This is a genomic window from Streptomyces sp. RLA123, assembly GCF_056270165.1.
Map to the genome: position 1 here is coordinate 4,310,858 of NZ_JBWDOR010000003.1, position 23,805 is coordinate 4,334,662.

21 protein-coding genes and 2 pseudogenes are annotated in these 23,805 nt (G+C 71.1%); 10 read left to right on the top strand and 13 right to left on the bottom strand.

The genetic code is table 11. From position 1 onward, the window contains the following. Window positions 1-61: 61 nt before the first annotated feature. From RV983_RS19620 to RV983_RS19635, 4 genes and pseudogenes are all read right to left on the bottom strand, one after another. Window positions 62-343 (bottom strand): annotated as a pseudogene (locus RV983_RS19620) (YdcF family protein); the annotation flags it as partial. A gap of 330 nt (window positions 344-673) precedes the next feature. Further along, the gene (locus RV983_RS19625; protein WP_475990381.1) at window positions 674-1,528 is read right to left on the bottom strand and encodes a Yip1 family protein; all 855 of its coding nucleotides are present in this window, start codon (window positions 1,526-1,528) and stop codon (window positions 674-676) included. A gap of 104 nt (window positions 1,529-1,632) precedes the next feature. Further along, window positions 1,633-3,003 carry an FG-GAP repeat protein gene (locus RV983_RS19630; RefSeq protein ID WP_475987060.1) on the bottom strand — a complete coding sequence of 457 codons (1,371 nt, stop codon included), beginning with the start codon at window positions 3,001-3,003 and terminating at the stop codon, window positions 1,633-1,635. Then, window positions 2,975-3,142, bottom strand: a pseudogene (locus RV983_RS19635) (hypothetical protein); the annotation flags it as partial. The gene RV983_RS19630 and the pseudogene RV983_RS19635, both read right to left, overlap by 29 nt. Window positions 3,143-3,457: 315 nt before the next feature. On the opposite strand from RV983_RS19635, the gene RV983_RS19640 reads away from it, so the two are divergent. Further along, the gene (locus tag RV983_RS19640; protein ID WP_475987061.1) at window positions 3,458-4,246 is read left to right on the top strand and encodes a DsbA family protein; all 789 of its coding nucleotides are present in this window, start codon (window positions 3,458-3,460) and stop codon (window positions 4,244-4,246) included. 94 nt (window positions 4,247-4,340) lie between these two features. On the opposite strand, the gene RV983_RS19645 is transcribed toward RV983_RS19640, so the two are convergent. After that, the gene (locus tag RV983_RS19645; RefSeq protein ID WP_475987062.1) at window positions 4,341-6,608 is read right to left on the bottom strand and encodes a (Fe-S)-binding protein; all 2,268 of its coding nucleotides are present in this window, start codon (window positions 6,606-6,608) and stop codon (window positions 4,341-4,343) included. A 335-nt stretch (window positions 6,609-6,943) separates the two neighbouring features. Here RV983_RS19645 and dnaK point away from each other — a divergent pair, with 335 nt between their 5' ends. From dnaK to RV983_RS19665, 4 genes are read left to right on the top strand one after another with little or no spacing between them, the layout of a single operon-like run. Next, a complete protein-coding gene (dnaK, locus tag RV983_RS19650; RefSeq protein WP_475987063.1) occupies window positions 6,944-8,788 on the top strand; it encodes a molecular chaperone DnaK in 1,845 nt (614 codons plus the stop codon). Continuing rightward, window positions 8,785-9,447 (top strand): nucleotide exchange factor GrpE, encoded by a 663-nt coding sequence (gene grpE, locus RV983_RS19655; protein ID WP_475987064.1) that lies wholly within the window; start codon window positions 8,785-8,787, stop codon window positions 9,445-9,447. The genes dnaK and grpE (RV983_RS19655) overlap by 4 nt, the downstream gene beginning before the upstream one ends. Before the next feature lie 42 nt (window positions 9,448-9,489). Further along, a complete protein-coding gene (gene dnaJ / locus RV983_RS19660; RefSeq protein ID WP_475987065.1) occupies window positions 9,490-10,674 on the top strand; it encodes a molecular chaperone DnaJ in 1,185 nt (394 codons plus the stop codon). Window positions 10,675-10,679: 5 nt separating this feature from the next. Beyond that, window positions 10,680-11,147, top strand: a complete 468-nt coding sequence (locus RV983_RS19665; RefSeq protein ID WP_475987066.1) for a heat shock protein transcriptional repressor HspR — start codon at window positions 10,680-10,682, stop codon at window positions 11,145-11,147. A gap of 15 nt (window positions 11,148-11,162) precedes the next feature. Here the strand turns inward: RV983_RS19665 and RV983_RS19670 are convergent, their stop codons facing one another. From RV983_RS19670 to RV983_RS19680, 3 genes are all read right to left on the bottom strand, one after another. Beyond that, on the bottom strand, window positions 11,163-11,705 hold the full coding sequence (locus tag RV983_RS19670) for a PIN domain-containing protein (protein ID WP_475987067.1): 543 nt from the start codon (window positions 11,703-11,705) through the stop codon (window positions 11,163-11,165). Beyond that, window positions 11,702-12,883, bottom strand: coding sequence for an ImmA/IrrE family metallo-endopeptidase (locus tag RV983_RS19675; RefSeq protein ID WP_475987068.1), 1,182 nt, complete (start codon window positions 12,881-12,883; stop codon window positions 11,702-11,704). The genes RV983_RS19670 and RV983_RS19675 overlap by 4 nt, the downstream gene beginning before the upstream one ends. Window positions 12,884-12,948: 65 nt before the next feature. Continuing rightward, window positions 12,949-13,182, bottom strand: a complete 234-nt coding sequence (locus tag RV983_RS19680; protein WP_475987069.1) for a hypothetical protein — start codon at window positions 13,180-13,182, stop codon at window positions 12,949-12,951. Between the two features lie 166 nt (window positions 13,183-13,348). On the opposite strand from RV983_RS19680, the gene RV983_RS19685 reads away from it, so the two are divergent. Both RV983_RS19685 and RV983_RS19690 read left to right on the top strand, forming a co-directional pair. Continuing rightward, window positions 13,349-13,510, top strand: coding sequence for a hypothetical protein (locus RV983_RS19685; protein ID WP_475987070.1), 162 nt, complete (start codon window positions 13,349-13,351; stop codon window positions 13,508-13,510). 126 nt (window positions 13,511-13,636) lie between these two features. Continuing rightward, window positions 13,637-14,101: a hypothetical protein gene (locus RV983_RS19690; protein ID WP_475987071.1), complete on the top strand. Its 465-nt coding sequence runs from the start codon at window positions 13,637-13,639 to the stop codon at window positions 14,099-14,101. A gap of 196 nt (window positions 14,102-14,297) precedes the next feature. Here RV983_RS19690 and grpE (RV983_RS19695) read toward each other — a convergent pair whose 3' ends face one another. From grpE (RV983_RS19695) to RV983_RS19710, 4 genes are all read right to left on the bottom strand, one after another. Then, window positions 14,298-14,918: a nucleotide exchange factor GrpE gene (gene grpE / locus RV983_RS19695; protein WP_475987072.1), complete on the bottom strand. Its 621-nt coding sequence runs from the start codon at window positions 14,916-14,918 to the stop codon at window positions 14,298-14,300. After that, entirely contained in the window at window positions 14,915-16,075 is a 1,161-nt protein-coding gene (locus RV983_RS19700; RefSeq protein ID WP_475987073.1) for a tetratricopeptide repeat protein, read from the bottom strand. Before RV983_RS19700 ends, grpE (RV983_RS19695) begins: the two co-directional genes overlap by 4 nt. Before the next feature lie 19 nt (window positions 16,076-16,094). Beyond that, window positions 16,095-17,690 (bottom strand): Hsp70 family protein, encoded by a 1,596-nt coding sequence (locus RV983_RS19705; protein ID WP_475987074.1) that lies wholly within the window; start codon window positions 17,688-17,690, stop codon window positions 16,095-16,097. Window positions 17,691-17,794: 104 nt separating this feature from the next. Then, window positions 17,795-18,199 (bottom strand): pyridoxamine 5'-phosphate oxidase family protein, encoded by a 405-nt coding sequence (locus tag RV983_RS19710; RefSeq protein WP_475987075.1) that lies wholly within the window; start codon window positions 18,197-18,199, stop codon window positions 17,795-17,797. Between the two features lie 186 nt (window positions 18,200-18,385). Here RV983_RS19710 and clpB point away from each other — a divergent pair, with 186 nt between their 5' ends. The 3 genes from clpB to RV983_RS19725 all read left to right on the top strand — a co-directional run bounded on the left by clpB (window position 18,386) and on the right by RV983_RS19725 (window position 22,193). Continuing rightward, on the top strand, window positions 18,386-20,983 hold the full coding sequence (gene clpB / locus RV983_RS19715) for an ATP-dependent chaperone ClpB (RefSeq protein WP_475987076.1): 2,598 nt from the start codon (window positions 18,386-18,388) through the stop codon (window positions 20,981-20,983). A gap of 95 nt (window positions 20,984-21,078) precedes the next feature. After that, window positions 21,079-21,633 carry a YbjN domain-containing protein gene (locus RV983_RS19720; protein WP_475987077.1) on the top strand — a complete coding sequence of 185 codons (555 nt, stop codon included), beginning with the start codon at window positions 21,079-21,081 and terminating at the stop codon, window positions 21,631-21,633. 206 nt (window positions 21,634-21,839) lie between these two features. Beyond that, window positions 21,840-22,193 carry a prevent-host-death family protein gene (locus tag RV983_RS19725; RefSeq protein ID WP_475987078.1) on the top strand — a complete coding sequence of 118 codons (354 nt, stop codon included), beginning with the start codon at window positions 21,840-21,842 and terminating at the stop codon, window positions 22,191-22,193. 57 nt (window positions 22,194-22,250) lie between these two features. Here RV983_RS19725 and RV983_RS19730 read toward each other — a convergent pair whose 3' ends face one another. Then, window positions 22,251-23,444: a pyridoxal phosphate-dependent aminotransferase gene (locus tag RV983_RS19730; RefSeq protein ID WP_475987079.1), complete on the bottom strand. Its 1,194-nt coding sequence runs from the start codon at window positions 23,442-23,444 to the stop codon at window positions 22,251-22,253. Between the last annotated feature and the right edge of the window lie 361 nt (window positions 23,445-23,805).

Sequence of the window (23,805 nt, forward strand, 5' to 3'; positions counted from 1 at the left end):
CCCTCAGCCACGCGACCGGACGTGACCCCGCAGCGATCGGACGGGTAACTCAGAAGGTGCGTTACCTCGTGCTGCCGGTAGTGATGAGGCGGCTTGTGAAGCCGTGTTGGCGCAGTCGTTCGTACGCGGCCATCACTTCGGCCGGCACCGGCTGGCTGATCATGAAGCCCTGCTCCGGGTAGATCAGCAGCCGTTGAAGTGCACCGACAAGCATATCGATCACCAGACGAGCATCGCCGATGGAGTCCACGTACTCGCCCAACGTCAGCGGTGTGGAAGCACTGATGATCTCAACTTCGGGCCACAGCTTGCGTGTCGTGGCGTACGCTCGCCTCTCCTCGTACAGAGTCAAGGACGCCTGGAGTGTCCTGCCTCCGGTACGTAAGCCGGGAGGACAGGCCAAGCCGAACACGGAAGCGATCTGACCTCGGCTGTCGCACGGACGGTCCACAGGCTGTGGGTCGCGGGTTTCCCGCCGGGACCGTGTCGCGTGGGTGTCGGGTGTCGCGGACTCGTGCCGGGCAGCGCGGCACCGATCAGCCCTTTCTCCTGTGACTGCGCGAGCGGTTCTCGACCGGCTTGCCGTTCCCTCATACGCGCCTGGCGACACGCGGAACGGGCGGGCACCCCCGTCGGGGTGCCCGCCCGTTCCGCGGCGGAAGCGGGTGGTCGGTCAGATTACCGGCAGCTTGAAGAGCACCAGCAGTGCGATCAGCTGGATGGATGCCGCGCCCAGCGCCTTCGGCCAGGGCAGGTCGTGGGACTTGCTCACCATGGAGGTGAGAAGCGCGGCGCAGCCGATCCACGTGGCCCAGCCCAGGACCTGGACGAACATGTTGGCGCTGCCGAGGAAGATCGCGAAGACCAGGCGCGGGGCGTCGGTGATCGACGTGATCAGCATCGCGAGGCCGATGGTGGGCGCCCAGGCGCCGTCGCCGCCGAACTGCCGGGCGAGGGCGTTGGTGACGGCGCCGAGCATCACGCCGCTGAGGACGACCGCGACGGCGGTACTGAGCACCCAGGGGATGCTGGTGGAGAGGTTGGCGTCGATCACGTCCTCGCGGGCGGTGTCGAAGCCGAAGACGGCGAGCAGCCCGTAGAGGAACGTGACGGTGAGCGCGGGCGCCCACACCTGGTAGTCCCGCATCTGCCAGAAGGTGGCCGCAGGGCGCATCACGATCCCGCTGAGCAGCTGCTTCCAGGGCAGCCGCGGGCCGGCCGGGGGCGCGGTGGTCCGGCCGGCGCGGTAGGTGGAGATGTTGTCGGGTTGCTGCGTCCCTTGCGGGTCGTAGGAGTCCGGGTCGTCGCCGATGGAGAAGGCGCGGGTGTGTCCGGGGTCGTTGTCGTACGAGTGCTGCTGTGCCGGCGTGCCGAAGTACTCGGGCTCGCCGTCGGCGGCCGGTGAGAACCCGTACTGGGGCGGCTGCTGGCCGCCCGGCCGGGTGTTCTGCTGAGGGTGTCCGCCGTACTGCTGATGCGGGTGCTGCACGTCCCCGTCCCGTCCGCGTCCGTTGTCGAATCCAGCCACGTCCTCGAACGTACCCGGTCCTGCGGGCGGAGGGCGGAGCCCTCCGCCCCCGGACGGGCTTTGCGGCCAAGCTGTGACAGACGGCCGACGGGCCGACGGGGTGCTTACGGGGCGAGGGCCTCGCCGAAGCGGGCGTCGGGCGACGGGGCCTTGATCGTGGCGCCGTTGAAGAAGAAGGAGCGTTCGGTGGCGAGGCCACTGCTCGCGCCGGGGAAGACCCAGGCGCCGCCGTCGTTGGTGTCCTCGCCGGGGGCGCCGGCGACCAGGTCGGCCTTGCGGTCGCGGTTGCCGTCGACGAGCCGGAGCGCGCTGCCGAAGGCGTCCTTCTTCTCGGGGGTGCCGGGGACGCGGTAGGAGTCCTGGCCGTAGGTGTGGATGTTCTTCGTGGTCAGGCCGGTGGCCGAACCGCGGAAGACCCAGATCGTGCCGGCGTCGGTGGCCTTGCCGATGTCGTTGCCGGGGGCGCCGATGGCCGCGTCCAGGTACCCGTCGCCGTCGATGTCGCCCAGGGAGATGCCCGCGCCGAAGTGGTCGGCGTTCTGATCGGTCCCCGGCACGCCGGCGGTGTCCTGGGTCCAGACCTGGCTGCCGGACTTCCCTTCCTGGGCCGGTCCGCCTGGTCCGCCCAGGTAGACGCGTACGCTGCCGCCGTCGAAGAAGGAGTCGTTGAGCTCGTCGCGGTCGGCCGGTGAACCGAGGACGAGATCGGTGTATCCGTCGTGGTTGATGTCGCCGGACGCGCCGGAGGCACTCGTCGCGCCCCCGCGCATGCTGCGGCTGTAGGTCAACCCGTTGGGGCCGCCGACGAGCAGGCGACCCACGCCGTACGACTCGGCGGGGATGATGCTCTCCTCGACGATCGAGGTGCCGAGGAGGACCAGGTCGTCGGCACCGTCCTCGTTGTAGTCGCCCGAGGTGAGGCCGCCGGCCACGTAGATCTCGGAATCCCAGCTGAAGGCCGCGTCGGCGGCGCGCATCAGGTGCCTGGGCGCCGTGTCGTCCCCGTGGTGGGTCGACACCGTCGAGTGGGTCATGACGGCCAGCTGGGTGTCCTCCCCGGTGAAGCGGCCGGCCGCCAGGCCCACTCCGAAGCTGCCGTGGACCTGCGGGGCCCCGTCCTGCAGCCAGGTGCTGCCGGCCGCCTGGAGGCCGCTCTTGGAGCCCCACAGGACGACCGCTGCGCCCGCGTCCGTCATGCCCGCGACGTCCTTGCCGGGGATGCCGACGACGAGGTCGGCGTAGCCGTCGTTGTCGAGGTCGCCGGAGGCGGTGGACTTGCCGAAGCGGTCGCCGGCGACGGCGACCCCTGCGATGCCCACGGTGCTGGAGCTGAAGGTGGCGCGACGGGCGGTGGAATAGCCCTTGGCGGAGCCGTAGAGCACGGCGACGTAGCCGCGCGGCGGACGCCTTGCTGACGGTGGCGCCGGGGGCGGCGACGACCAGGTCGGAGTACCCGTCGCCGTTGAAGTCGTCATGGGCGACGCGGGCGGCGGGCGCGGGTGCGGCCGTCGCCGGGGCCGTGGCGGCGGTGATGGTGGCGCCGATCGCGAGCAGAGTCGCCGCCAGGGCGGCGGCGGAGGTACGGAACCCGCCGAAGGGTTTCGTGGTGTGCACGGGGCTGCTCCAGGGCTTGTGCCGGGGGCCGGGCAGGATCGGTGGGGGGACGGCGCGGCGCCCGTGCCGCCCGTCGCGTACATGACGCTTGTCCGGAGGCGGAGGTTGTGCGGGCGACCCGCGGGTTCATTCGCTGTTCATGATTCCGCGACCGGTCCTTCGGGAGGTGGGGGCGGCCCGGCAGCCCGGTCCGTGTGCGGGGCGCGGGTTTCGCGGGCGGGGCTGTGACCGCTTAGCGTTCGGGGGCAACGTGATCCGAAGGGACGGGAACCGCCGATGGCCATCAGGGTTGTACCGAACGCAGCACGCCCCCGCGTGCGTCATGCCGTGCGGGTCAGCGCCCGCGTCGCGGCCGGGGCGGCCGCCGCCGGGCTGCTGACTCTCTCGCTGTCGGCGTGCAGCCTGCTGACGACCGATTCCGCGGGCTCCCCTGCGCCCTCGGCCTCACCGGCGGGCGACACCGCCGGCCAGGGCTCCGCGTCCAATGTGCCGACCGCGCCCGACGCGAAGGTGCTGGCCGGACTGCCGGCCCGTATGGAGGCCGACGGCACGACGATCACCGTCGGCGACCCGGCGGCGCCGAAGACCGTCCACGTCTACGAGGACCCGCGCTGCCCGATCTGCCAGGCCTTCGAGAAGGCGGCCGGACCGCAGTTGGCGGCGCTGGCGGCGGACGGCCGGATCCGGATCCAGTACACGCTGGCCTCGTTCCTCGACGAGAAGCTGGGCGGCGAGGGCTCCCTGAGGGCCGGGAACGCCCTGCGTGCCTCCGTCGAGGCCGGCAGGGGCGCCTTCACGACGTACCACGAGACGCTCTACGCCCACCAGCCCAGCGAGACCGAGGACGGCTTCACCGACGCGTACTTGCTGAAGCTCGCGGAGGGTGTCGACGGGCTGCGCGGCGCCGCCTTCGACCAGGCCGTGGGCAAGGGGTCCTACCGGGACTTCGTCACCGCCTCCGAGGACGCGTTCGTCAAGAGCGGTGCCACGGGCACCCCGTACGTCACGATCGACGGCGAGGCGGTGTCCCAGGCCGACCTCCAGAAGCTGTTCGACCCGGCGTCCTTCGCGCTGCTGCTGCGGCAGGCCGGGATCGGCGGCTGACGGCCCCGTACCAGGCCGCCCCGCACAACGCCGGTGGGCGCGTACGGACTTCCGTACGCGCCCACCGGCGTTGCGATGTGAGGGACGGGCCCGCCTACTTCGCGGGCTCGGGCTCCGGTTCCACGGCCGTCTCCTGCGCGCCGTCCGGGTCGAGCGGGGTCCTGACGGAGTCCAGCAGCAGCTGGGCGACGTCGACGACCTGCAGCGTCTCCTTGGCCTTGCCCTCGTTCTTCCGGCCGTTGACGGAGTCCGAGAGCATCACCAGGCAGAACGGGCAGGCGGTGGAGACGATGTCCGGGTTGAGGGACAGGGCCTCGTCGACGCGCTCGTTGTTGATGCGCTTGCCGATCCGCTCCTCCATCCACATGCGGGCGCCGCCGGCGCCGCAGCAGAAGCCGCGCTCCTTGTGGCGGTGCATCTCCTCGTTCCGCAGCCCCGGCACCTTGGCGATGATCTCGCGCGGCGGTGTGTAGACCTTGTTGTGGCGGCCCAGGTAGCAGGGGTCGTGGTAGGTGATGACGCCCTCGACCGGGGTGACGGGGACGAGCCTGCCCTCGTCGACCAGGTGCTGGAGCAGCTGGGTGTGGTGGATGACCTCGTACTCGCCGCCGAGCTGCGGGTACTCGTTCGCCAGGGTGTTGAAGCAGTGCGGGCAGGTGGCGACGATCTTCTTCTTCGAGGCGGGGAGCTTGGTGCTCGCGTCCTCGTCGTCCTCGCCGAAGGCCATGTTCAGCATCGCGACGTTCTCGGCGCCGAGCTGCTGGAAGAGGAACTCGTTGCCCAGGCGGCGGGCGGAGTCACCGGTGCAGTTCTCCTCGCCGCCCATGATCGCGAACTTCACGCCCGCGATGTTGAGCAGCTCGGCGAAGGCCTTGGTGGTCTTCTTGGCCCGGTCCTCCAGGGAGCCGGCGCAGCCGACCCAGTAGAGGTACTCCACCTCCGTGAGGTCCTCGATGTCCTCGCCCACGACGGGGACCTCGAAGTCGACCTCCTTGACCCACGCCAGGCGCTGCTTCTTGGGCAGGCCCCAGGGGTTGCCCTTCTTCTCCAGGTTCTTGAGCATCGTGCCCGCCTCGGACGGGAACGCGGACTCGATCATGACCTGGTAGCGGCGCATGTCGACGATGTGGTCGATGTGCTCGATGTCCACGGGGCACTGCTCGACGCACGCGCCGCAGGTGGTGCAGGACCACAGGACGTCGGGGTCGATGACGCCGTTCTCCTCGGCGGTGCCGATCAGCGGGCGCTCGGCCTCGGCGAGGGCCGCGGGAGGGACAGCCGCGAGCTGCTCCTCGGACGCCTTCTCCTCGCCCTCCATGGTCTTGCCGCCGCCGGCGAGCAGGTAGGGCGCCTTGGCGTGCGCGTGGTCGCGCAGCGACATGATCAGCAGCTTGGGGGAGAGCGGCTTGCCGGTGTTCCAGGCGGGGCACTGCGACTGGCAGCGGCCGCACTCGGTGCAGGTCGAGAAGTCGAGGATGCCCTTCCAGGCGAACTGCTCCACCTGGCTGACGCCGAAGACGTCGTCCTCGCCCGGGTCCTCGAAGTCGATCGGCTTGCCGCCGGAGGTCATCGGCAGCAGGGCGCCGAGCGCGACACCGCCGTCGGCGTTGCGCTTGAACCAGATGTTCGGGAAGGCCAGGAAACGGTGCCAGGCGACGCCCATGTCGGTCTTGAGGGCGACCGTGATCATCCAGATGAACGAGGTGCCGATCTTGATCATCGCGGTCAGGTAGACCAGGTTCTGCAGCGTCGTGACGCTCAGCCCCTTGAAGGCCGCGACCAGCGGGTACGAGGCGAAGTAGGCGGCCTCGTAGCCGTGCACGCCCGCCAGGGCGCCCTCCAGGCCGCGCAGCGTCATGATCGCGAGGCCGATGATGAGGATGACGGCCTCGACGAAGTACGCCTGGCCGAGGTTGGAGCCGGAGAAGCGGGACTTGCGCCCGGCCCGGCTCGGCAGCGACAGCTGGCGGATGACGATCAGCGTGAGGATGCCGAGCGTCGTCATCAGGCCGATGAATTCGACGAACACCTCGTACGGCAGCCAGTGGCCGATGACCGGCAGCGCCCAGTCGGCCTGGAAGAGCTGCCCGAAGGCGTTCACCAGGGTGAGGACGAGGGAGAAGAAGCCGACGGCGACGAACCAGTGCGCGACGCCGACCACGCCCCAGCGGTTCATCCGGGTGTGCCCCAGGAACTCCCGGACCACCGTGAGGGTGCGCGCGCGCCAGTCGTCGGTGCGCGTGCCCGCGGGTACGTTCTGGCCGAGTCGTACGAACCGGTAGATCTGGGCGATGGCTCGGCTGAACAGCGCCACGCCGACCACGGCGAGTACCAGCGACACGATGATCGCGGCGAGTTGCATTTCAGGGCTCCTCGGGCCTGCGAGAGCGGAGGCGCGGGCCGACTGCCCGGCTGGCTACTAAGCAGTAACTTATGTGGTTCTCCTGAGGGTACCCAGTATCGGCGCGCGTGCGCAGCCGCGCCGCCGGTGATCTGTGTCGCTGAGGGCGGCCTTGCCCGGTCGGCGGCCGGCGCCGGACCGGGGCGGGACGGGCCGCCGTCGCGCTCCGCGGGCGGCCATGCGCGCAGGGTCGGCGCTAAAGTTGAGCGGACGTGACTCAGGTCTGTTGACAGCGAGAGAACCGTCCGGCATCCTTGAGTCAGTTCCACTCATGTAGGCAGTTGGAGGGTTTCACCATGGCACGTGCGGTCGGCATCGACCTGGGCACGACTAACTCCGTCGTCAGCGTTCTCGAAGGCGGCGAGCCCACCGTCATCACCAACGCCGAGGGTGCCAGGACCACGCCGTCCGTCGTCGCCTTCGCGAAGAACGGTGAGGTTCTCGTCGGCGAGGTCGCCAAGCGGCAGGCCGTCACCAACGTCGACAGGACCGTCCGGTCGGTCAAGCGCCACATGGGCACCGACTGGCGGATCAACCTGGACGGCAAGGACTTCAACCCGCAGCAGATGAGCGCCTTCATCCTGCAGAAGCTGAAGCGTGACGCCGAGGCATACCTGGGCGAGAAGGTGACCGACGCGGTCATCACCGTCCCGGCGTACTTCAACGACTCCGAGCGCCAGGCCACCAAGGAGGCCGGCGAGATCGCGGGCCTCAACGTCCTGCGTATCGTCAACGAGCCCACGGCCGCCGCCCTGGCGTACGGCCTGGACAAGGACGACCAGACCATCCTCGTCTTCGACCTCGGTGGCGGCACCTTCGACGTCTCGCTGCTGGAGATCGGCGACGGCGTCGTCGAGGTGAAGGCCACCAACGGCGACAACCACCTCGGTGGTGACGACTGGGACCAGCGCATCGTCGACTTCCTGGTGAAGCAGTTCGCCTCGGGTCACGGCGTGGACCTGTCCAAGGACAAGATGGCGCTGCAGCGTCTGCGCGAGGCCGCCGAGAAGGCGAAGATCGAGCTGTCCTCGTCCACCGAGACCTCGATCAACCTGCCCTACATCACGGCGTCCGCCGAGGGCCCGCTGCACCTGGACGAGCGCCTCACCCGCGCCCAGTTCCAGCAGCTGTCCGCGGACCTGCTGGAGCGCTGCAAGATCCCGTTCCACAACGTCATCAAGGACGCGGGCATCCAGCTCTCCGAGATCGACCACGTCGTTCTCGTCGGTGGCTCCACCCGCATGCCCGCCGTCGCCGAGCTCGTCAAGGAGCTGACCGGCGGTCAGGACGCCAACAAGGGCGTGAACCCGGACGAGGTCGTGGCCATCGGTGCCGCGCTCCAGGCCGGTGTGCTCAAGGGCGAGGTCAAGGACGTCCTGCTGCTCGACGTCACCCCGCTGTCCCTCGGTATCGAGACCAAGGGCGGCATCATGACCAAGCTGATCGAGCGCAACACCACGATCCCGACGAAGCGTTCGGAGATCTTCACCACGGCCGAGGACAACCAGCCGTCGGTCCAGATCCAGGTCTACCAGGGCGAGCGCGAGATCGCGGCGTACAACAAGAAGCTCGGCATGTTCGAGCTCACGGGCCTGCCGCCGGCCCCGCGCGGCATCCCGCAGATCGAGGTCGCCTTCGACATCGACGCCAACGGCATCATGCACGTCTCCGCCAAGGACCTCGGTACCGGCAAGGAGCAGCGCATGACCGTCACCGGTGGCTCCGCGCTGCCGAAGGACGACATCGACCGCATGATGCGCGAGGCCGAGCAGTACGCGGAGGAGGACCACAAGCGCCGTGAGTCCGCCGAGACCCGCAACCAGGCCGAGCAGCTGGTCTACCAGACGGAGAAGTTCCTCAAGGACAACGAGGACAAGGTCCCCGGTGACGTCAAGACCGAGGTCGAGGCGGCCGTCGAGGACCTGAAGGAGAAGCTGAAGGGCGAGGACTCCGCCGCCATCCGCGAGGCCACCGAGAAGGTCGCCGCCACTTCCCAGAAGCTGGGCCAGGCGCTCTACGCCAACGCCCAGGCCGAGGGTGGCGCGGCCGGTGCCGCCGGTGCCGCGGGCGGTGCCCAGGCCGACGACGACGTCGTCGACGCCGAGATCGTCGACGAGGACAAGAAGGACGGTGCCGCGTGACGGAGGAGACCCCGGGCTTCGAGCAGGAGCCTGACGTCCCCTCTGCCGAGGCTGGTGCCGCGTCGTCCGCGGACTCCGCGGGTGACACGGCACCGGGTGCCGGGTCCGCCGAGCAGGCGGCCCCGGCGGCCCCGGCCGGGGACGCGAACGCCACGGTCGCTCTGCAGGCGCAGCTGGACCAGGTGCGTACGGCGCTCGGTGAGCGCACGGCGGACCTGCAGCGGCTCCAGGCGGAGTACCAGAACTACCGCCGCCGGGTGGAGCGGGACCGCATCGCCGTCCGCGAGGTCGCGATCGCCAATCTGCTCACCGAACTGCTTCCCGTGCTCGACGACATCGGCCGTGCCCGGGACCACAAGGAACTGGTCGGCGGCTTCAAGTCGGTCGGCGAGTCCCTGGAGACGGTGGCCGCCAAGCTGGGCCTCCAGCAGTTCGGCAAGGAGGGCGAGCCCTTCGACCCGCTGGTGCACGAGGCCCTGATGCACAGCTACTCGCCGGACGTCGCACAGACGACCTGCGTGCAGATCCTGCAGCCCGGGTATCGCATCGGAGAGCGCACCATCCGCCCCGCGCGGGTGGCGGTCGCCGAGCCCCAGCCGGGCACGCAGAGCAACGCTGACTCGGCGGACGAGGAGAACGGTGGCCCGGAACAGGGCTGACGTGAGTCGCGCGCAGAAGGCACGGAAGGAGGGACGCCGGGGATGAGCATCAGCAGGGATTTGTTCGAGAAGGATCTCTACAAGGTCCTCGGCGTCCCGAAGGACGCCACCGAGGCGGAGATCAAGAAGGCGTACCGGAAGCTCGCCCGCGAGTTCCACCCGGACGCCAACAAGGGCGACGCCAAGGCCGAGGAGCGCTTCAAGGAGATCTCCGAGGCCAATGACGTCCTCTCGGACCCCAAGCGCCGCAAGGAGTACGACGAGGGTCGCGCCCTCTTCGGCAACGGCGGCCTCCGCGGCGGCCCGGCCGGCGCGGGCGGGTTCGGCTTCGACCTCGGTGATCTCTTCGGCGGTGGCGCCGCCGGCGGTACCGGCGCGCCCCAGGGCGGCGGCTTCGGCGGCGGCCTCGGGGACGTGTTCGGCGGTCTGTTCAACCGGGGCGGTACGACGACCCGTACGCAGCCCCGGCGCGGCCAGGACGTCGAGACCGAGGTGACGCTGAAGTTCACCGAGGCGGTGGACGGTGCCACGGTCCCGCTGAAGATGACCAGCCAGGCCCCCTGCAAGGCCTGTTCGGGCACCGGCGACAAGAACGGCACGCCGCGGGTGTGCCCGACCTGCGTCGGCACCGGCCAGGTCTCACGCGGCGGCGGTGGCGGTTTCTCGCTCACCGACCCCTGCGTGGACTGCAAGGGCCGCGGCCTGATCGCGCAGGACCCCTGCGAGGTCTGCAACGGCAGCGGCCGGGCCCGCTCGGCGCGCACCATGCAGGTGCGCATCCCGGCCGGTGTCACCGACGGGCAGCGCATCCGGCTGCGCGGCAAGGGCGGCCCCGGCGAGCGCGGCGGCCCGGGCGGCGACCTGTACGTCACCGTGCACGTCGACGCCCACCCGGTCTTCGGCCGTAAGGGCGACAACCTCACCGTCGTGGTGCCGGTCTCCTTCACGGAGGCGGCTCTCGGCGGCGAGATCAAGGTCCCGACGCTCGGCGGTCCCCCGGTCACCCTGAAGTTGCCCCCGGGCACGCCCAACGGGCGTACGCTGCGGGCGCGTGGCAAGGGCGGCGTCCGCAAGGACGGTACGCACGGCGATCTGCTGGTCACCGTCGAGGTCGCTGTTCCGGCGGCCACCGAGGGCAAGGCGCTGGACGCCCTGGAGGCGTACCGCGAGGCGACCGCGGACACCGATCCGCGGGCAGAGCTGTTCCAGGCCGCGAAGGGAGTCTGAAACCGATGAGCATGGGCGGCGGCATGCGGGGCGGACGGGGCCGCAACCCGTACGAGCTGACGGACGAGTCCCCCGTCTATGTCATCTCGGTGGCGGCTCAGCTCTCCGGCCTGCACCCTCAGACCCTCCGGCAGTACGACCGGCTCGGCCTGGTCTCGCCCGACCGCACGGCCGGCCGGGGCCGCCGCTACTCGGCCCGTGACATCGAGCTGCTGCGCGAGGTCCAGCGTCTGTCACAGGACGAGGGCATCAACCTCGCGGGCATCAAGCGCATCATCGAACTGGAGAACCAGGTCGCTGCCCTCCAGTCGCGGGTGGCCGAGCTGGCCGCCGCGGTCGAGGGCGCCGCGGCTGCCATGCAGCAGCGCGAAGCGGCCGTCCACGCCTCCTACCGGCGGGACCTGGTGCCGTACCAGGACGTTCAGCAGACGTCGGCGCTGGTGGTGTGGCGGCCCGCCAGGCGGCCCGAGTAGACCCGGCGAAGCTCTCTACGCCAGCAGGTCGGCGGGCCCCTGCGACACGTGGTGCAGATGGCGGCCCGAGGCGATCATGGCGTGCAGCAGCCGGTGGCCCTCCGCCGCGGGCACGAGCCCCTCGGCGCATGCGTCCCGCATCAGGTCGAAGGTCTCCTTCGTGGTGATGCCGCGCCGGCGCGTGAAGTTGCGGGCGGAGCGGTCGTCGGTGATCCAGACGGAGCCGCGGAACTCCCGCCGCCGCGTGATCAGTACACAGGTCTCGGCCTCCCCGAGATGCCGGGTCGGCGCGTTCGCCGGGCCGCCGAAGACCGCGCGGCGCAGCCGGTCGACCTCCCGCAGCTCGTCCCTCTCGGTGATCTCCACGGGCTCGCCCAGCCAGCCGGCCTCGGCGAGCCCGGTCAGCCGGGGGAGGAACCGCGCGGAGCGGGCGGCCTCGTGGGCGACGGCCTGGGTCCAGCGGCCGCGGCCGTCCAGCACCTTCTCCAGCAGGAGCATCCGGTCCACGGCGGCGAAGTTGCACAGGACGGTGTTGTCCGGGAACCACCAGGCGGTCATGGCTGGAAGACCAGGTCCCCTTCTTCCGCGTCCTGTTGATCGTTGCCGCCTGCGGTGCCGTTGCCGTTCCCGTCGCCTGGCGCGGGTTCGGGGGCCAGCAGATCGTGCAGCCGCTCGACGTCCGTGTCCAGCAGCGCGGCCAGCGGGCGCAGGGTCGTCTCCCCCGCCAGATAGGCCTTGTACAACTCCGAGGCCAGGCGCGGCGGGAAGCGTTCCGCCGAGGCCCGCGCCGCCTGCCGCTGGTACTCGTCGCCGGCGCCCGCCAGCAGATGGCAGGACTCGGTGGTCAGGCCGCGCAGGTGCTTGCGGCGTGGGGCGTCGATCAGGCCGAGTTGGTGCAGCCGCGCGGCGAGCGCGCTCGGCGACACCCGGAAGCGGACGACCAGCCGCTCGAAGGCCGTGTCGGTCAGCTCCCCCTCCGCGGCGGCGGCCTCGGTCAACTCCCGTGCGGGCATCAGCAGATGCGAGGCGAAGACATTGGCCCGCACCTCGGCCAGGTCCTTCTGCCGTCCGGGGGCGACGTGGGACTCCACCACCACGCTGCGGGCGTCCTTGGCGAGGATGTGGCAGAGCTCGTGGGCCAGGGTGAAGCGCTGCCGCGTCCACAGGTCGGTGGACGCGACGAGGACGAGGCGGAAGGTGTCGGTCTGCCACGCGAGTCCGTCCACAGCCTGGGGAAGCCCGGTGATGGCCACGTCCACCCCGAAGTGCTCCTCGACCGCGGCGATCAGCTCGTCCGTCTCCAGCTCTGCGGCCGGCAGCCGGTCCCGTGCCTCCTCGGCCAGCCGCTCGCCCTGCGCGGCGTACCGCTCCAGCGCGGGATCCGCCTCCGGCACGGCGGGCAGCTCCGCTGCCCGCCCGAGCAGTTCCAGCACCTCGTAGGCGGCCGCGAACCGTGCCGTGACCTCCTGCGTCCCGGCCGGGTCGGGCGCGGTGTCGCCGCGCGTCCTGGCCGCGAGGGCGGGTCGCAGCGGCTCGTTGCCGGTGAGCAGCCAGTCGACGGTCGTGCCGCCGGCCTCGGCGATGAGCGCCAGGTCGAGCGAGGTGAAGCGGCGCACGCCGCTCAGCGACTTCGACAGCTTGTCCGGGGTCAGCCCGACCGTCCGGGCGAAGGCGGCCTTGGTCATCGCGGCGGCGTCCATCACGGTGCGTACGCGTTCGATGACATACGGGTCCATGGGGACAGCGTAGGCGGGCCTTGCGATTATCGCAAGGCCCGCCTGTCTATCGCGCTGCCGCGGTGTTACGGGGTCAGGATCGCGTAGTCCCCGCCCGGCGCGGACTCCGTTCCGTCCGCGTACACGGCGGTCACCCAGTAGAAGTAGGTGGAGCCGCGGGGAGCAGTGGCGTAGTACGTGGCCGTCCACTCACCGGTCTTGCAGGTGGTGGCGGCGTGGGCGGTGCCGGCGGGCAGTGCCGGGCCCGCGGCCGCCGTGGCGAGGACGGCCGTGGCGGTCGTCCGTATGCGCGTGATCAAACATTCCTCCCTGAGGAGGAAATCCTGACACTCTCGAACACCTGCGCCCAGGAGTCACGGGCGCTTGTGATCAGGCCGTGTCCTGCGGCCCTGGTTCCACCGAACGCGGCGAAGGGCAACCCGCCGGCCGGGAAACCGACGGGATGAATGCGGTGAACGGTGAACGGTGAACACTGCCTTCAATGCCGCCGCGCTCTCCTTGCCGGACCTGCTCGTCTCCGCCGACGGCGCCCGATGGCAGGCGGAGGACGTCCGCGGGACCGACCTCCCGCTGTTCGTCGCCGGACTCAGCGCCGCGGCCCGCTCGCGACGATGTCCGCGACCGTAATGGGCGAGCACGACCCCGCCGTGGGCGGCAACGGCTTCCCGCGCGTTGTGCGGGCCCGTCGGCCGAAGGGGTGGCGGGGGCGGCCGGGGGAGGCGTGTGGGGGACGGGGCGGGGAAGACGCGGGATATGTCACGTGGAGCGCTGTGGACAGGAGTGGTGGCGGGTCTGGCCGTCGGGATGCTGGCCGCGGCGGTGCCGCACGCGCTGGTGTGGCGCTCCGAGGGGCTGGACGTGGCCATGGCGACGGTGGCCTTGTGGGCCGCGCTGCGGCTCGCCTCGGACCGCGAGGGGCCGTGGTGGATGTCCGGCGTCCTGGCGCTCGTCCTGGTGAGCCTCGGGGTGGCGGCGTACGGGCTGGAGGAGGTGCCGCGGTACGCCGGCCTGGTGCCGGTCCCGGTGGTGGTGGCGCTGCTGGCGGTGGGCGGCGTCGGCTCCGTGTGGGCCCGCCGCCGTGAGGTGACCGTGGCGGGCGCGGCGCTCGGCGCCGGGGCGCTGCTGGCCGCCGCCTGGCTGCCGCTGTGGGCGGCGGTGGCGGTGTGGGCCGCGGCTCAGGCCGGTTCGACGTCGCGGACCTCGCTGCGTACGAGGTAGTGCTCCGGCTGGAGCGGCAACCGCTCGCGCCTCGGGGCTCGTCCCGTACCGGGCGTCGGCCGCGGCGAAGCCGTCCTCGCCCGCGCAGCCGATCAGCCGGACGGACTGGCCGCGCTCCCGGTCCACCCGGGCCTTGCCGATCTCGAAGCCGTGCGCGCGGCGCAGCGGCACGACATGCCGGACCCCCCGGGGGGCGTCAGGGGGCCGCGTGGACGCGGACCTGCTGGGGGCGGACGACGCGTTCGCCGACGCGGTAGCCGTGCCGGACCACCTCGGCGACGTCGCCCGCGAGTTCGGGCCGGGGCGCGGGGACGGTGCCGACGGCCTCCTGGTGGCCGGGGTCGAAGCGGCCGGCGGCGACCGGGATGCGGGTCATGCCGTACTTCTCCAGCACGGTGAGGAGTTCGGCGCCGACGGAGTCGGCGAAGCCGCCGTCGATGCCCGGATGGCGGTCGATGCGGTCCAGGAGGAGGACGAGGTCGTACAGCAGGGGCTGCATGAGGCGGCCCTCGGCGGCCTTGCGGGTGTGGTCCAGCTCGGTGCGCAATTCGTCCAGACCGCGCCGGCCCTCGCGGTCGTTGAGCATCCTGCGGCGGAACTGGTCTCCGAGAGCGGCCATTTCCTCCCGCAGCCCGTCCACGGCATCGGCGACGATCGCGAACGGGTCTGGGGAGGGCGCCGCTTGCGGTCCAGGCACCGGAGCGGGCACGGGCTCCGGCTCGGCCGCGACGGCCTCCGGTGGCATCGGGAGCGCGGGCGGCATGGGCGGCGCGGGCGGCGTGGACGGGACCGGCGGCACGGGCGGCGGAGTGCTCATACGTTGCTCCAGGGCTGATGCTGTCGCTGCGGGTCGCGGGCGTGCCGGGGAAGGGACTTGCGCGTGTGGAACCAGCGGGGCCGGTAGCCGAGCCGGCCGAGGAACGCGGCGACGGCGGCCATCACCAGCAGGCTGTAGAGGTTGACCCTGCCCTGGCCGGCGACGAACGCCAGCACCAGGCCGCCGAAGACGATCAGGACCATGCTGCCGCGCCAGTTCCAGGTCTTGCGCAGGGCGTCGCGCGCGAGCCCGCCGTAGAACTCCAGCCGCCCCACCAGTTCCGGGTCGCCGGGACCGACGGCGAGTCCCTGGTCGACGCAGTGCAGCACGCGGTTCGCGGTCTCCTCGGCGGCGACGACCAGCCGCCGGGTCAGCGGGTGCGTGACCATCGCACCCTCCGCGCGGAGTGACCAGATGCGGGCGATGTGGTTGCGCAGACCGGCGTGCCCGGTGCTGTGGCTCAGGGCCTTCTCGTACCAGCTCAGGGCCTCGTCGAAGCGCGAGGCGGCGTACAGCCCGTCGCCGATGGCGATCTCGGTGTCCAGATCGCCGGGGGCGAGGGTGGCGGCCTTGATGTACCAGCTCAGCGCGGTGCCGTGGTCGCCGAGAGCGGTGTGGACGACGCCGACCAGGTAGTGCGTGCCGGCGTCGGCGGGCTCCAGATCCAGGGCGCGCGCGTGCTCCTGGAGGGCGTCCCGGTACTCGCCGAGATCGCCGTGGACGGCGCCGAGCAGCCGCCAGGCGAAGGCGTTGCGGTCGTCGTGGTGCACGGCCTGGCGCAGTTCGTAGGCGGCGGCCTGAAGGTCGCCCTCGGCGATGAGCCGCTGGGCGGTGCCGACCCAGTCGCGGACGGTGCCGCCGAGGGTGGGCTGCACCGGTTCCGGCCGGGGCGGCTGCCGCGGCACGCTCTTCTTGGCGCGGGCGAGCTTCTGGTCGTACAAGGTGCGGGCGGAGGGGTCGGTGAGCGCCTTGCGGGCTTCCGCGATGAGCCGCACCTTGTCCTCGGCCTCGCGGCGCTTGTCGGAGGTGGGCGCCTTGCCCGCCCGCCCCGCCCAGCTGCGGTGCTCGCGGTCGAGATGCTTGCCGATCTCCTGCGGTGTGGCGCTGGTGCTGATCCCGAACTCGGCGTAGTAGTCGGGGACATCGGTCGCGGTCATGGCGCGCCTCCGGCTCCGGTCAGAGGGCCGCGGTGCGGGCCACGCGGTCGCTGAGTTCCTCCAGTTGCCCGCTGCCGAGGTTGTCGGGCCGCTCGACCTCGAACTCCCCCAGCCACTCGCCCGAGGTCAGGTCCTTGACCTCGACGTGGATGATGCCGTCCACGTCGTAGGAGTAGTAGACCTCGAAGGGCGCGCCCTTGGGGTACGGCGGGATCTTCAGGGTGCTCTCGCCGACGACCTTCACGTAGTCCAGATCCTCGCCCTCGCCCTCGGTGACCTGCACGCGCAGCGCGGTCTGGCGCTCCCGGACCGTGTGGAAGGTGCCGCTCTCCTTGGCCGGGACGGTGGTGTTGTGCGTGACGATCACCGCGTTGTACTCGGGGGAGCCGGGCGCGTCGTCGTGCACCGCGACCATGCCCAGCGACTGCGAGGTGACGTCCTTGATGGACCTGACCCTGCCCTTGGTCAGCCGGGCCAGGCCGTCGCCGGGGGCGGACTCCACATGGGCGCCGCTGCCGATGTACTTCTTGCGTTCCGCTGCCTGTTCGGTGCGCACCTCGGCGTCCAGGGCGATCAGTGCGGCGCCCAGCGCCACCACCTCGTCCTGGTTGACGCCGCGTTCCGCGCTCTTCCCGGACAGCCGCTCGACCAGCGCCGGGACCTGCGGCATCCGCGTGGAGCCGCCGACCAGCAGCACCTTGTCGATGTCGCCCCAGGTCAGGCCGGACTCCTCCAGGACGCCCTCGGTGAGGATGCGGGTGCGGTCCAGGAGTTCGGCGGTCAGCTCCTCGAACCTCTCGCGGGTGACGCGGATCTGCTCGTGCCGGCCGCCCGCCGAGAGCACGACGACGGCCTGAGGGGCGTTGGACAGCGTGCGCTTGGCGATCTCGGCCTTGTCGCGCAGTTCGGCGAGGGTGGCGCTGTCCTCGGTGAGGTCGGGGCCGCCGGCCGCCATGAAAGCACCGTTGAGGTGCTCCATGAGGGCGCCGTCCCAGTCGAAGCCGCCGAGGTTGCGGTCGCCGTCGGTGGCGACGACGTCGTAGTCGCCGTCCTCGACCTTCATCACGGTCACGTCGAAGGTGCCGCCGCCCAGGTCGTAGACGAGGACGGTGCCGACGTGCTCGTCCTCGTCCTGGTCGACGCCGTAGGCCAGCGCGGCGGCGGTCGGCTCGTTGACGATTCGCAGCACCTCCAGGCCGGCGATCCGGCCGGCGTCCTGGGTGGCCCTGCGGCGGGCGTCGTCGAAGTACGCGGGGACGGTGATCACGGCGCGCTCGACCGGCTCGCCGAGCATCATCTCGGCGTCCTCCTTGAGCCGCTTGAGGATCAGCGCGGAGATCTCCTCGGGGCGGAAGGCCGTGCCCGACTCGGAGGTGTAGACGGGATGGGGCTCGCCCATGTAGCGCTTGACGAACTGCACGACGTGGTCCGGCGCGGTCGCGGCGGACCGCTTGGCCTGCGAGCCGACGACGACCGTGTCGCCCTGGAACATCACCACGGACGGGGTGATGTTCTCCCCCTCACGGTTGCGGACGATGGACGCGGTGCCGGTGCGGTCGGCCACCGCCACCGCGGAGTACGTCGTTCCCAGATCGATTCCCACAACCCGTGCCACCCCCGGGCACCTCCCCGTACGTCATGACGCCCGAATCTGCCGGAGCGTCAATCATGCAGCATGCAGGGGTGTTCACGGGATGGGATTGACGGGGTCGGAGTGGTTCAGGCGCGGCCCATGGCGCGGGTCAGCGTGATCTCGACGACGACCCGGTCCGGGTTGGGGGCGGGGGTGCGGCCGTAGCGCTCGGCGTAGCGGCGTACGGCGTCCGCGACGGCCTCCGGGTCGGTGCTGACCCGGGCCATGCCCTCGAGCGTCGCCCACCGCCCCTTGTCGACCTGGCAGACGGCGACCCGGGCGCCCTCGGGGCCGGCAGCCAGGACGTGGGCGACCTTGCGGCTCGCCTTGTTGGTGATCACCCGTGCCAGTCCCGCCCCGGGGTCGTACGTCACGCCCACCGGCACGACGTGCGGGGTGCCGTCGGGGCGGTGGGTGGTGAGGGTGCTCATCACATACTCCTGCCAGAAGGCGAGGTACGCGGGGTCGGGATTGCGGGGGTCGATGGCCATGGCACCGACGGTACCCGGGCCGGCGGGGCCGGTGAGCGGACCCGGTGAGCGGGCCGTACCCGTGGGTAACGGGCGGTGGCGCCGCGCTTCCGCCTTGGAAACCAACCTTGAGTGGACTAGACTCAACTTGTCTCACGCTGGAAAAGGCAGTTTTGCTGGTTCGGGCAGAAGGAGGAGTACGCGGACGTGGACGCCGAGCTGACCAACAAGAGCCGGGAGGCCGTGGGCGCCGCCAACACCAAGGCGGTGTCGGCGGGACATGCCGACCTGACCCCCGCACACCTGCTGCTCGCGCTTCTGGAGCAGCCGGAGAACGACAGCGTGCTGGACGTGCTCGCCGCGACCGGTGCCGACACCGCGGCGGTGCGGGCCGGGGCCGAGCGGCTGCTGGGCGGACTGCCCAGCGTGCAGGGCAGCACGGTGGCGCCCCCGCAGGCGAGCCGCGACCTGCTCGCCGTGATCGCGGACGCCACCACACGCGCGAAGGAACTCGGGGACGCCTATGTGTCCACCGAGCATCTGCTGATCGGCATCGCCCTCAAGGGCGGGGCCGCCGGCGAACTGCTGGCGCAGTACGGTGCCACAGGCAAGAAGCTCCAGGACGCGTTCGAGCAGATCAGGGGAGGTCAGCGCGTGACGACACCCGATCCCGAGGGCACGTACAAGGCGCTGGAGAAGTACGGCACCGATTTCACCGCCGCCGCCCGCGAGGGCAAGCTCGACCCGGTCATCGGCCGGGACAACGAGATCCGGCGCGTGGTGCAGGTGCTCTCCCGGCGCACGAAGAACAACCCGGTCCTCATCGGCGAGCCCGGCGTCGGCAAGACGGCGGTCGTCGAGGGCCTGGCCCAGCGCATCGTCAAGGGCGACGTGCCCGAGAGCCTGCGCAACAAGCGCCTGGTCGCCCTCGACCTCGGCGCCATGGTCGCCGGCGCGAAGTACCGCGGAGAGTTCGAGGAGCGGCTGAAGGCGGTCCTGGCGGAGATCAAGGCCAGCGACGGCCGGATCGTCACCTTCATCGACGAACTGCACACGGTCGTCGGCGCCGGCGCGGGCGGCGACTCCGCCATGGACGCGGGCAACATGCTCAAGCCGATGCTCGCCCGCGGCGAGCTGCGCATGGTCGGCGCGACCACGCTGGACGAGTACCGCGAGCGCATCGAGAAGGACCCCGCCCTGGAACGCCGCTTCCAGCAGGTGCTGGTCGCCGAGCCCAGCGTCGAGGACACCATCGCGATCCTGCGCGGACTCAAGGGCCGCTACGAGGCGCACCACAAGGTGCAGATCGCCGACGCCGCCCTGGTCGCCTCCGCCACCCTGTCCGACCGCTACATCACCGCGCGCTTCCTGCCCGACAAGGCCATCGACCTGGTCGACGAGGCCGCCTCGCGGCTGCGCATGGAGATCGACTCCTCCCCTGTCGAGATCGACGAACTGCAGCGCTCCGTCGACCGGCTCCGCATGGAGGAGATGGCGCTGGAGAAGGAGACCGACCCCGCCTCCAAGCAGCGGCTGGAGAAGCTGCGCAAGGACCTCGCCGACAAGGACGAGGAGCTGCGCGGCCTGACCGCCCGCTGGGAGAAGGAGAAAGAGGGCCTGAACCGGGTCGGGGAGCTCAAGGAGCGCCTGGACGACCTGACCACCCGCATCGAGCGCGCCCAGCGAGACGGCGACTTCGAGGCCGCGTCCAAGCTGATGTACGGCGAGAAGCCGAAGCTGGAGGCGGAACTCGCCGAGGCCACCGAGGCGGAAGAGGTGGCCAAGCGGGGCACCATGGTCAAGGAGGAGGTCGGCCCCGACGACGTCGCCGATGTGGTCGCCGCCTGGACCGGCATCCCCGCCGGCCGGCTGCTGGAGGGCGAGACCCAGAAACTGCTGCGCATGGAGGAGGAGCTCGGCAAGCGGCTGATCGGCCAGACCGAGGCCGTGCGCGCGGTGTCCGACGCCGTGCGCCGCTCGCGCTCGGGCATCGCCGACCCGGACCGGCCCACCGGCTCGTTCCTCTTCCTCGGCCCGACGGGCGTCGGCAAGACCGAGCTGGCCAAGGCGCTCGCGGACTTCCTCTTCGACGACGAGCGGGCCATGGTCCGCATCGACATGAGCGAGTACGGAGAGAAGCACTCCGTCGCCCGCCTGGTCGGCGCGCCTCCCGGCTACGTCGGCTACGAGGAGGGCGGCCAGCTGACCGAGGCCGTGCGGCGGCGCCCGTACACCGTGGTGCTGCTGGACGAGGTGGAGAAGGCGCACCCCGAGGTCTTCGACATCCTGCTCCAGGTGCTCGACGACGGCAGGCTCACCGACGGCCAGGGCCGCACCGTCGACTTCCGCAACACCATCCTCATCCTCACCTCCAACCTCGGCAGCCAGTATCTGGTCGACCCGGTGCTGAGCGACGAGGAGAAGAAGGAGAGCGTCCTGGAGACGGTCCGCACTTCCTTCAAGCCGGAGTTCCTGAACCGGCTGGACGACATCGTCGTCTTCACCGCCCTCGGCAAGGAGGAACTGCGCCACATCGCCGGGCTGCAGATCGAGCGCCTGGCCCTGCGGCTGCGGGACCGCCGGATCGGCCTCGACATCACCGGCGAGGCGCTGGACTGGCTGGCGGAGGAGGGCAATGACCCGGCCTACGGCGCCCGTCCGCTGCGCCGCCTGGTGCAGACCGCCATCGGCGACCAGCTCGCCCGCGAGATCCTGGCCGGCGAGGTCAGGGACGGCGACACCGTACGGGTCGACCGGGTCGGTGACCAGCTGCTGGTCGGGACGGCCACCGGCAAGACCCTCTGAGTCCGACGACGCGTCGCCGGCCCGACGGGCCGCGCTTGCACAGCGCGGCCCGCCGTGAGGGAGGATGGGGTTATCCGTACGAAGGGAACTCCAAGGTGAGCATCGACCCGTCCTCGATTCCGAATTTCGGGGGCCAGCCGGACCCCCAGCCCGGCCCTGCCGGGAACGTGGTCATTCCTGACCAGGATCTGGTCAAGCAGCTGCTGGAGCAGATGGAGCTCAAGTACGTCCTCGACGAGGAAGGCGACCTCGCCGCGCCGTGGGAGGAGTTCCGCACCTACTTCATGTTCCGCGGGGAGGAGGACCAGCAGATCTTCGCGGTCCGCACCTTCTACGACCGCCCGTACAGCATTGAGGACAAGCCTCAGCTGCACGAGGCGCTCGACGACTGGAACCGCCGCACCCTGTGGCCGAAGGTCTACACGCACACCCACGACGACGGCACCGTCCGCCTGATCGGCGAGGCTCAGATGCTGATCGGTCTCGGCGTCGGCCTGGAGCACTTCGTCTCCAGCACCGTCAGCTGGGTGCGTGCGTCCATCGAGTTCGAGAAGTGGATCCTCGAGGCTCTGGGACTGGAGAAGGACGCCGACTCCACCGACGGCGACAGCGACGGCGACGACGAGGGTGACGGCGCCGCCCAGGACTGACCGCGCCGCCAGCCCCGGGACGGTGACCAGCAGGTACGTCCCGCAGAAGAACGACAGCCCGGCCGACCGCACGACCGCCCCGGCGGCCGCGCGGGGCCGGGCTGTCTCCGTTCCGGCGGGGGCGGGCGACCCGGAACCCCAAGGCCGTCGCCGCCAGGGCCGCCGCCCTCGGGTGCCTGCGTGTCACGCACCGGGACGCACCCGACATGGTGCTGACCACGGCCGTACAGGCGGAGCGCACCGAGGAGAACCTGACCATCGCGTCCCGGCTGTCCCTTGCGCTGATGAAGCAGGACGACGGCGCCAAGTCCCTTCTGCTCGCGCTGCCCGAGGTGTTCCCCTGGGTGCGCCACTTGAACGGCGAAGAGGTCCGCGCATTCACCGTCGAGTTCTTGGAAGCGTTGTCCGACGCGGCTGAGCTGGGCGCCAGGGAGGCCGTGCACCGAGCGATCGTCTCCTGGCGGGCGACTGCCCGCATCAACGCCGACCCCGACCAACTCCGGGCAGCGCGCACACCGCTTGGCGACCTCGACCTCGGCCCCGTCCAGGTGCACGAGTGAGCCCGAAGAAGGGCGACACCCGAAGGACACTGAGTAGCCCTCCGGGTGGATCCCGGGTCAGCCGGCGAACGCCTCGCGGAGGCGGGTGGCCGCTTCGGTGAGGACGTCGTCCCGCTTGCAGAAGGCGAAGCGGACCTGGCTGCGGCCGGCGTCGGGATCGTCGTAGAAGACGGAGTTGGGGACGGCGACGACGCCGCAGCGTTCGGGGAGGGCGCGGCAGAAGGCGTAGGCGTCCTTCTCGCCGAAGGGCGTGATGTCGGTGGTGATGAAGTAGGTGCCCTGTGGCCGGTAGACCTCGAATCCCGCCGCGCGCAGGCCGTCCGCGAGCAGGTCGCGCTTGCGCCGCAGGCCGTCGCGGAAGTCCCGGAAATAGGCGTCGGGAAGGGCGAGGGCCTCGGCGACGGCGTACTGGAAGGGGCCGGAGGCCACGTACGTCAGATACTGCTTGGCCGCGCGGACCGCGCTGACCAGGGGCGGGGCGGCGGTGACCCAGCCGACCTTCCAGCCGGTGTAGGAGAAGGTCTTGCCCGCGCTGGAGATGGTGACGACGCGCTCGCGCAGGCCCGGGAAGCGGTCGGCGAGGGCGGCGAGCGGGATGTGCCCGGTGTCGTAGGTCAGATGCTCGTAGACCTCGTCCGTGACGACCAGCAGGTCGTGCTCGAGGACCAGTTCCGCGATGGCGGTCAGTTCCTCGCGGCTGAGCACCGTCCCGGTGGGGTTGTGGGGGCTGTTGAGCAGCAGCAGCCGGGTGCGGGGGGTGATCGCGTCACGCAGCGCGTCGAGGTCGGGGCGGAAGCCGGGGGCGCGCAGGGTGAGGGGGACGCGGACGGCGCCGGCCATGGCGATGCAGGCGGCGTACGAGTCGTAGAAGGGCTCGAAGGCGATCACCTCGTCGCCCGGTTCCAGCAGGCCCAGCATGGCGGCGGCGATGCCCTCGGTGGCGCCGGCGGTGACCAGCACCTCGGTGTCCGGGTCGTAGGCCAGGCCGTGGAAGCGCGCCTGGTGAGCCGCGACGGCCTGCCGTAGTTCCGGCACGCCGGGGCCGGGCGGGTACTGGTTGCCGCGGCCGTCGCGCAGCGCCCGGACGGCGGCCTCGCGGACCTCCTCGGGGCCGTCGGTGTCGGGGAATCCCTGGCCGAGGTTGATCGCGCCGGTGCGGGCGGCGAGGGCCGACATCTCGGCGAAGACGGTGGTGCCGAACTCCGCGAGTGCGCGGTTGAGCGGGGGTCGCGAGGAGGTCATGTCCGCCATCCTCCGCTGAACCTCTGGACTTCCTCAACTTTGCTTTCGGCCGCGAGGGGCGGGGGCATCACCGGGGCACAACGGAAAGCAAGGAAAGCGGGGGTGGTACCGATGGGTCCTCTTGTCATTCTGCTGATCGTCTTCATCGGGTTCGGCCTGGTGCTGACACTGGTGATCGCGAGTGCCAGGAACGGCAATCGGGGGCGCCGCAACGGCCGGCGCGGGTACGGCTCGTCGGCCGCCGACGCCGGTGGGGCGGCGGCCGGCGCCTGGTGGGCGGGGGACGGCGGCCCGTCGCAGCACGGGGGAGGCGGTGGCCACCACGGGGGTCACCACGGTGGCCACGGGAGTCACCACGGGGGAGGCGACG

Coding starts and splice junctions, on each gene's coding strand:
- dnaK (WP_475987063.1), top strand. CDS start 6,944: ATGGCACGTGCGGTCGGCATCGACCTGGGCACGACTAACTCCGTCGTC.
- RV983_RS19630 (WP_475987060.1), bottom strand. CDS start 3,003: ATGACGACTTCAACGGCGACGGGTACTCCGACCTGGTCGTCGCCGCCC.
- RV983_RS19690 (WP_475987071.1), top strand. CDS start 13,637: ATGTCACGTGGAGCGCTGTGGACAGGAGTGGTGGCGGGTCTGGCCGTC.
- RV983_RS19670 (WP_475987067.1), bottom strand. CDS start 11,705: ATGACCGCCTGGTGGTTCCCGGACAACACCGTCCTGTGCAACTTCGCC.
- RV983_RS19730 (WP_475987079.1), bottom strand. CDS start 23,444: ATGGCGGACATGACCTCCTCGCGACCCCCGCTCAACCGCGCACTCGCG.
- RV983_RS19665 (WP_475987066.1), top strand. CDS start 10,680: ATGAGCATGGGCGGCGGCATGCGGGGCGGACGGGGCCGCAACCCGTAC.
- RV983_RS19645 (WP_475987062.1), bottom strand. CDS start 6,608: ATGCAACTCGCCGCGATCATCGTGTCGCTGGTACTCGCCGTGGTCGGC.
- RV983_RS19725 (WP_475987078.1), top strand. CDS start 21,840: ATGGTGCTGACCACGGCCGTACAGGCGGAGCGCACCGAGGAGAACCTG.
- grpE (WP_475987072.1), bottom strand. CDS start 14,918: ATGAGCACTCCGCCGCCCGTGCCGCCGGTCCCGTCCACGCCGCCCGCG.
- RV983_RS19710 (WP_475987075.1), bottom strand. CDS start 18,199: ATGGCCATCGACCCCCGCAATCCCGACCCCGCGTACCTCGCCTTCTGG.
- dnaJ (WP_475987065.1), top strand. CDS start 9,490: ATGAGCATCAGCAGGGATTTGTTCGAGAAGGATCTCTACAAGGTCCTC.
- RV983_RS19700 (WP_475987073.1), bottom strand. CDS start 16,075: ATGACCGCGACCGATGTCCCCGACTACTACGCCGAGTTCGGGATCAGC.
- RV983_RS19675 (WP_475987068.1), bottom strand. CDS start 12,883: ATGGACCCGTATGTCATCGAACGCGTACGCACCGTGATGGACGCCGCC.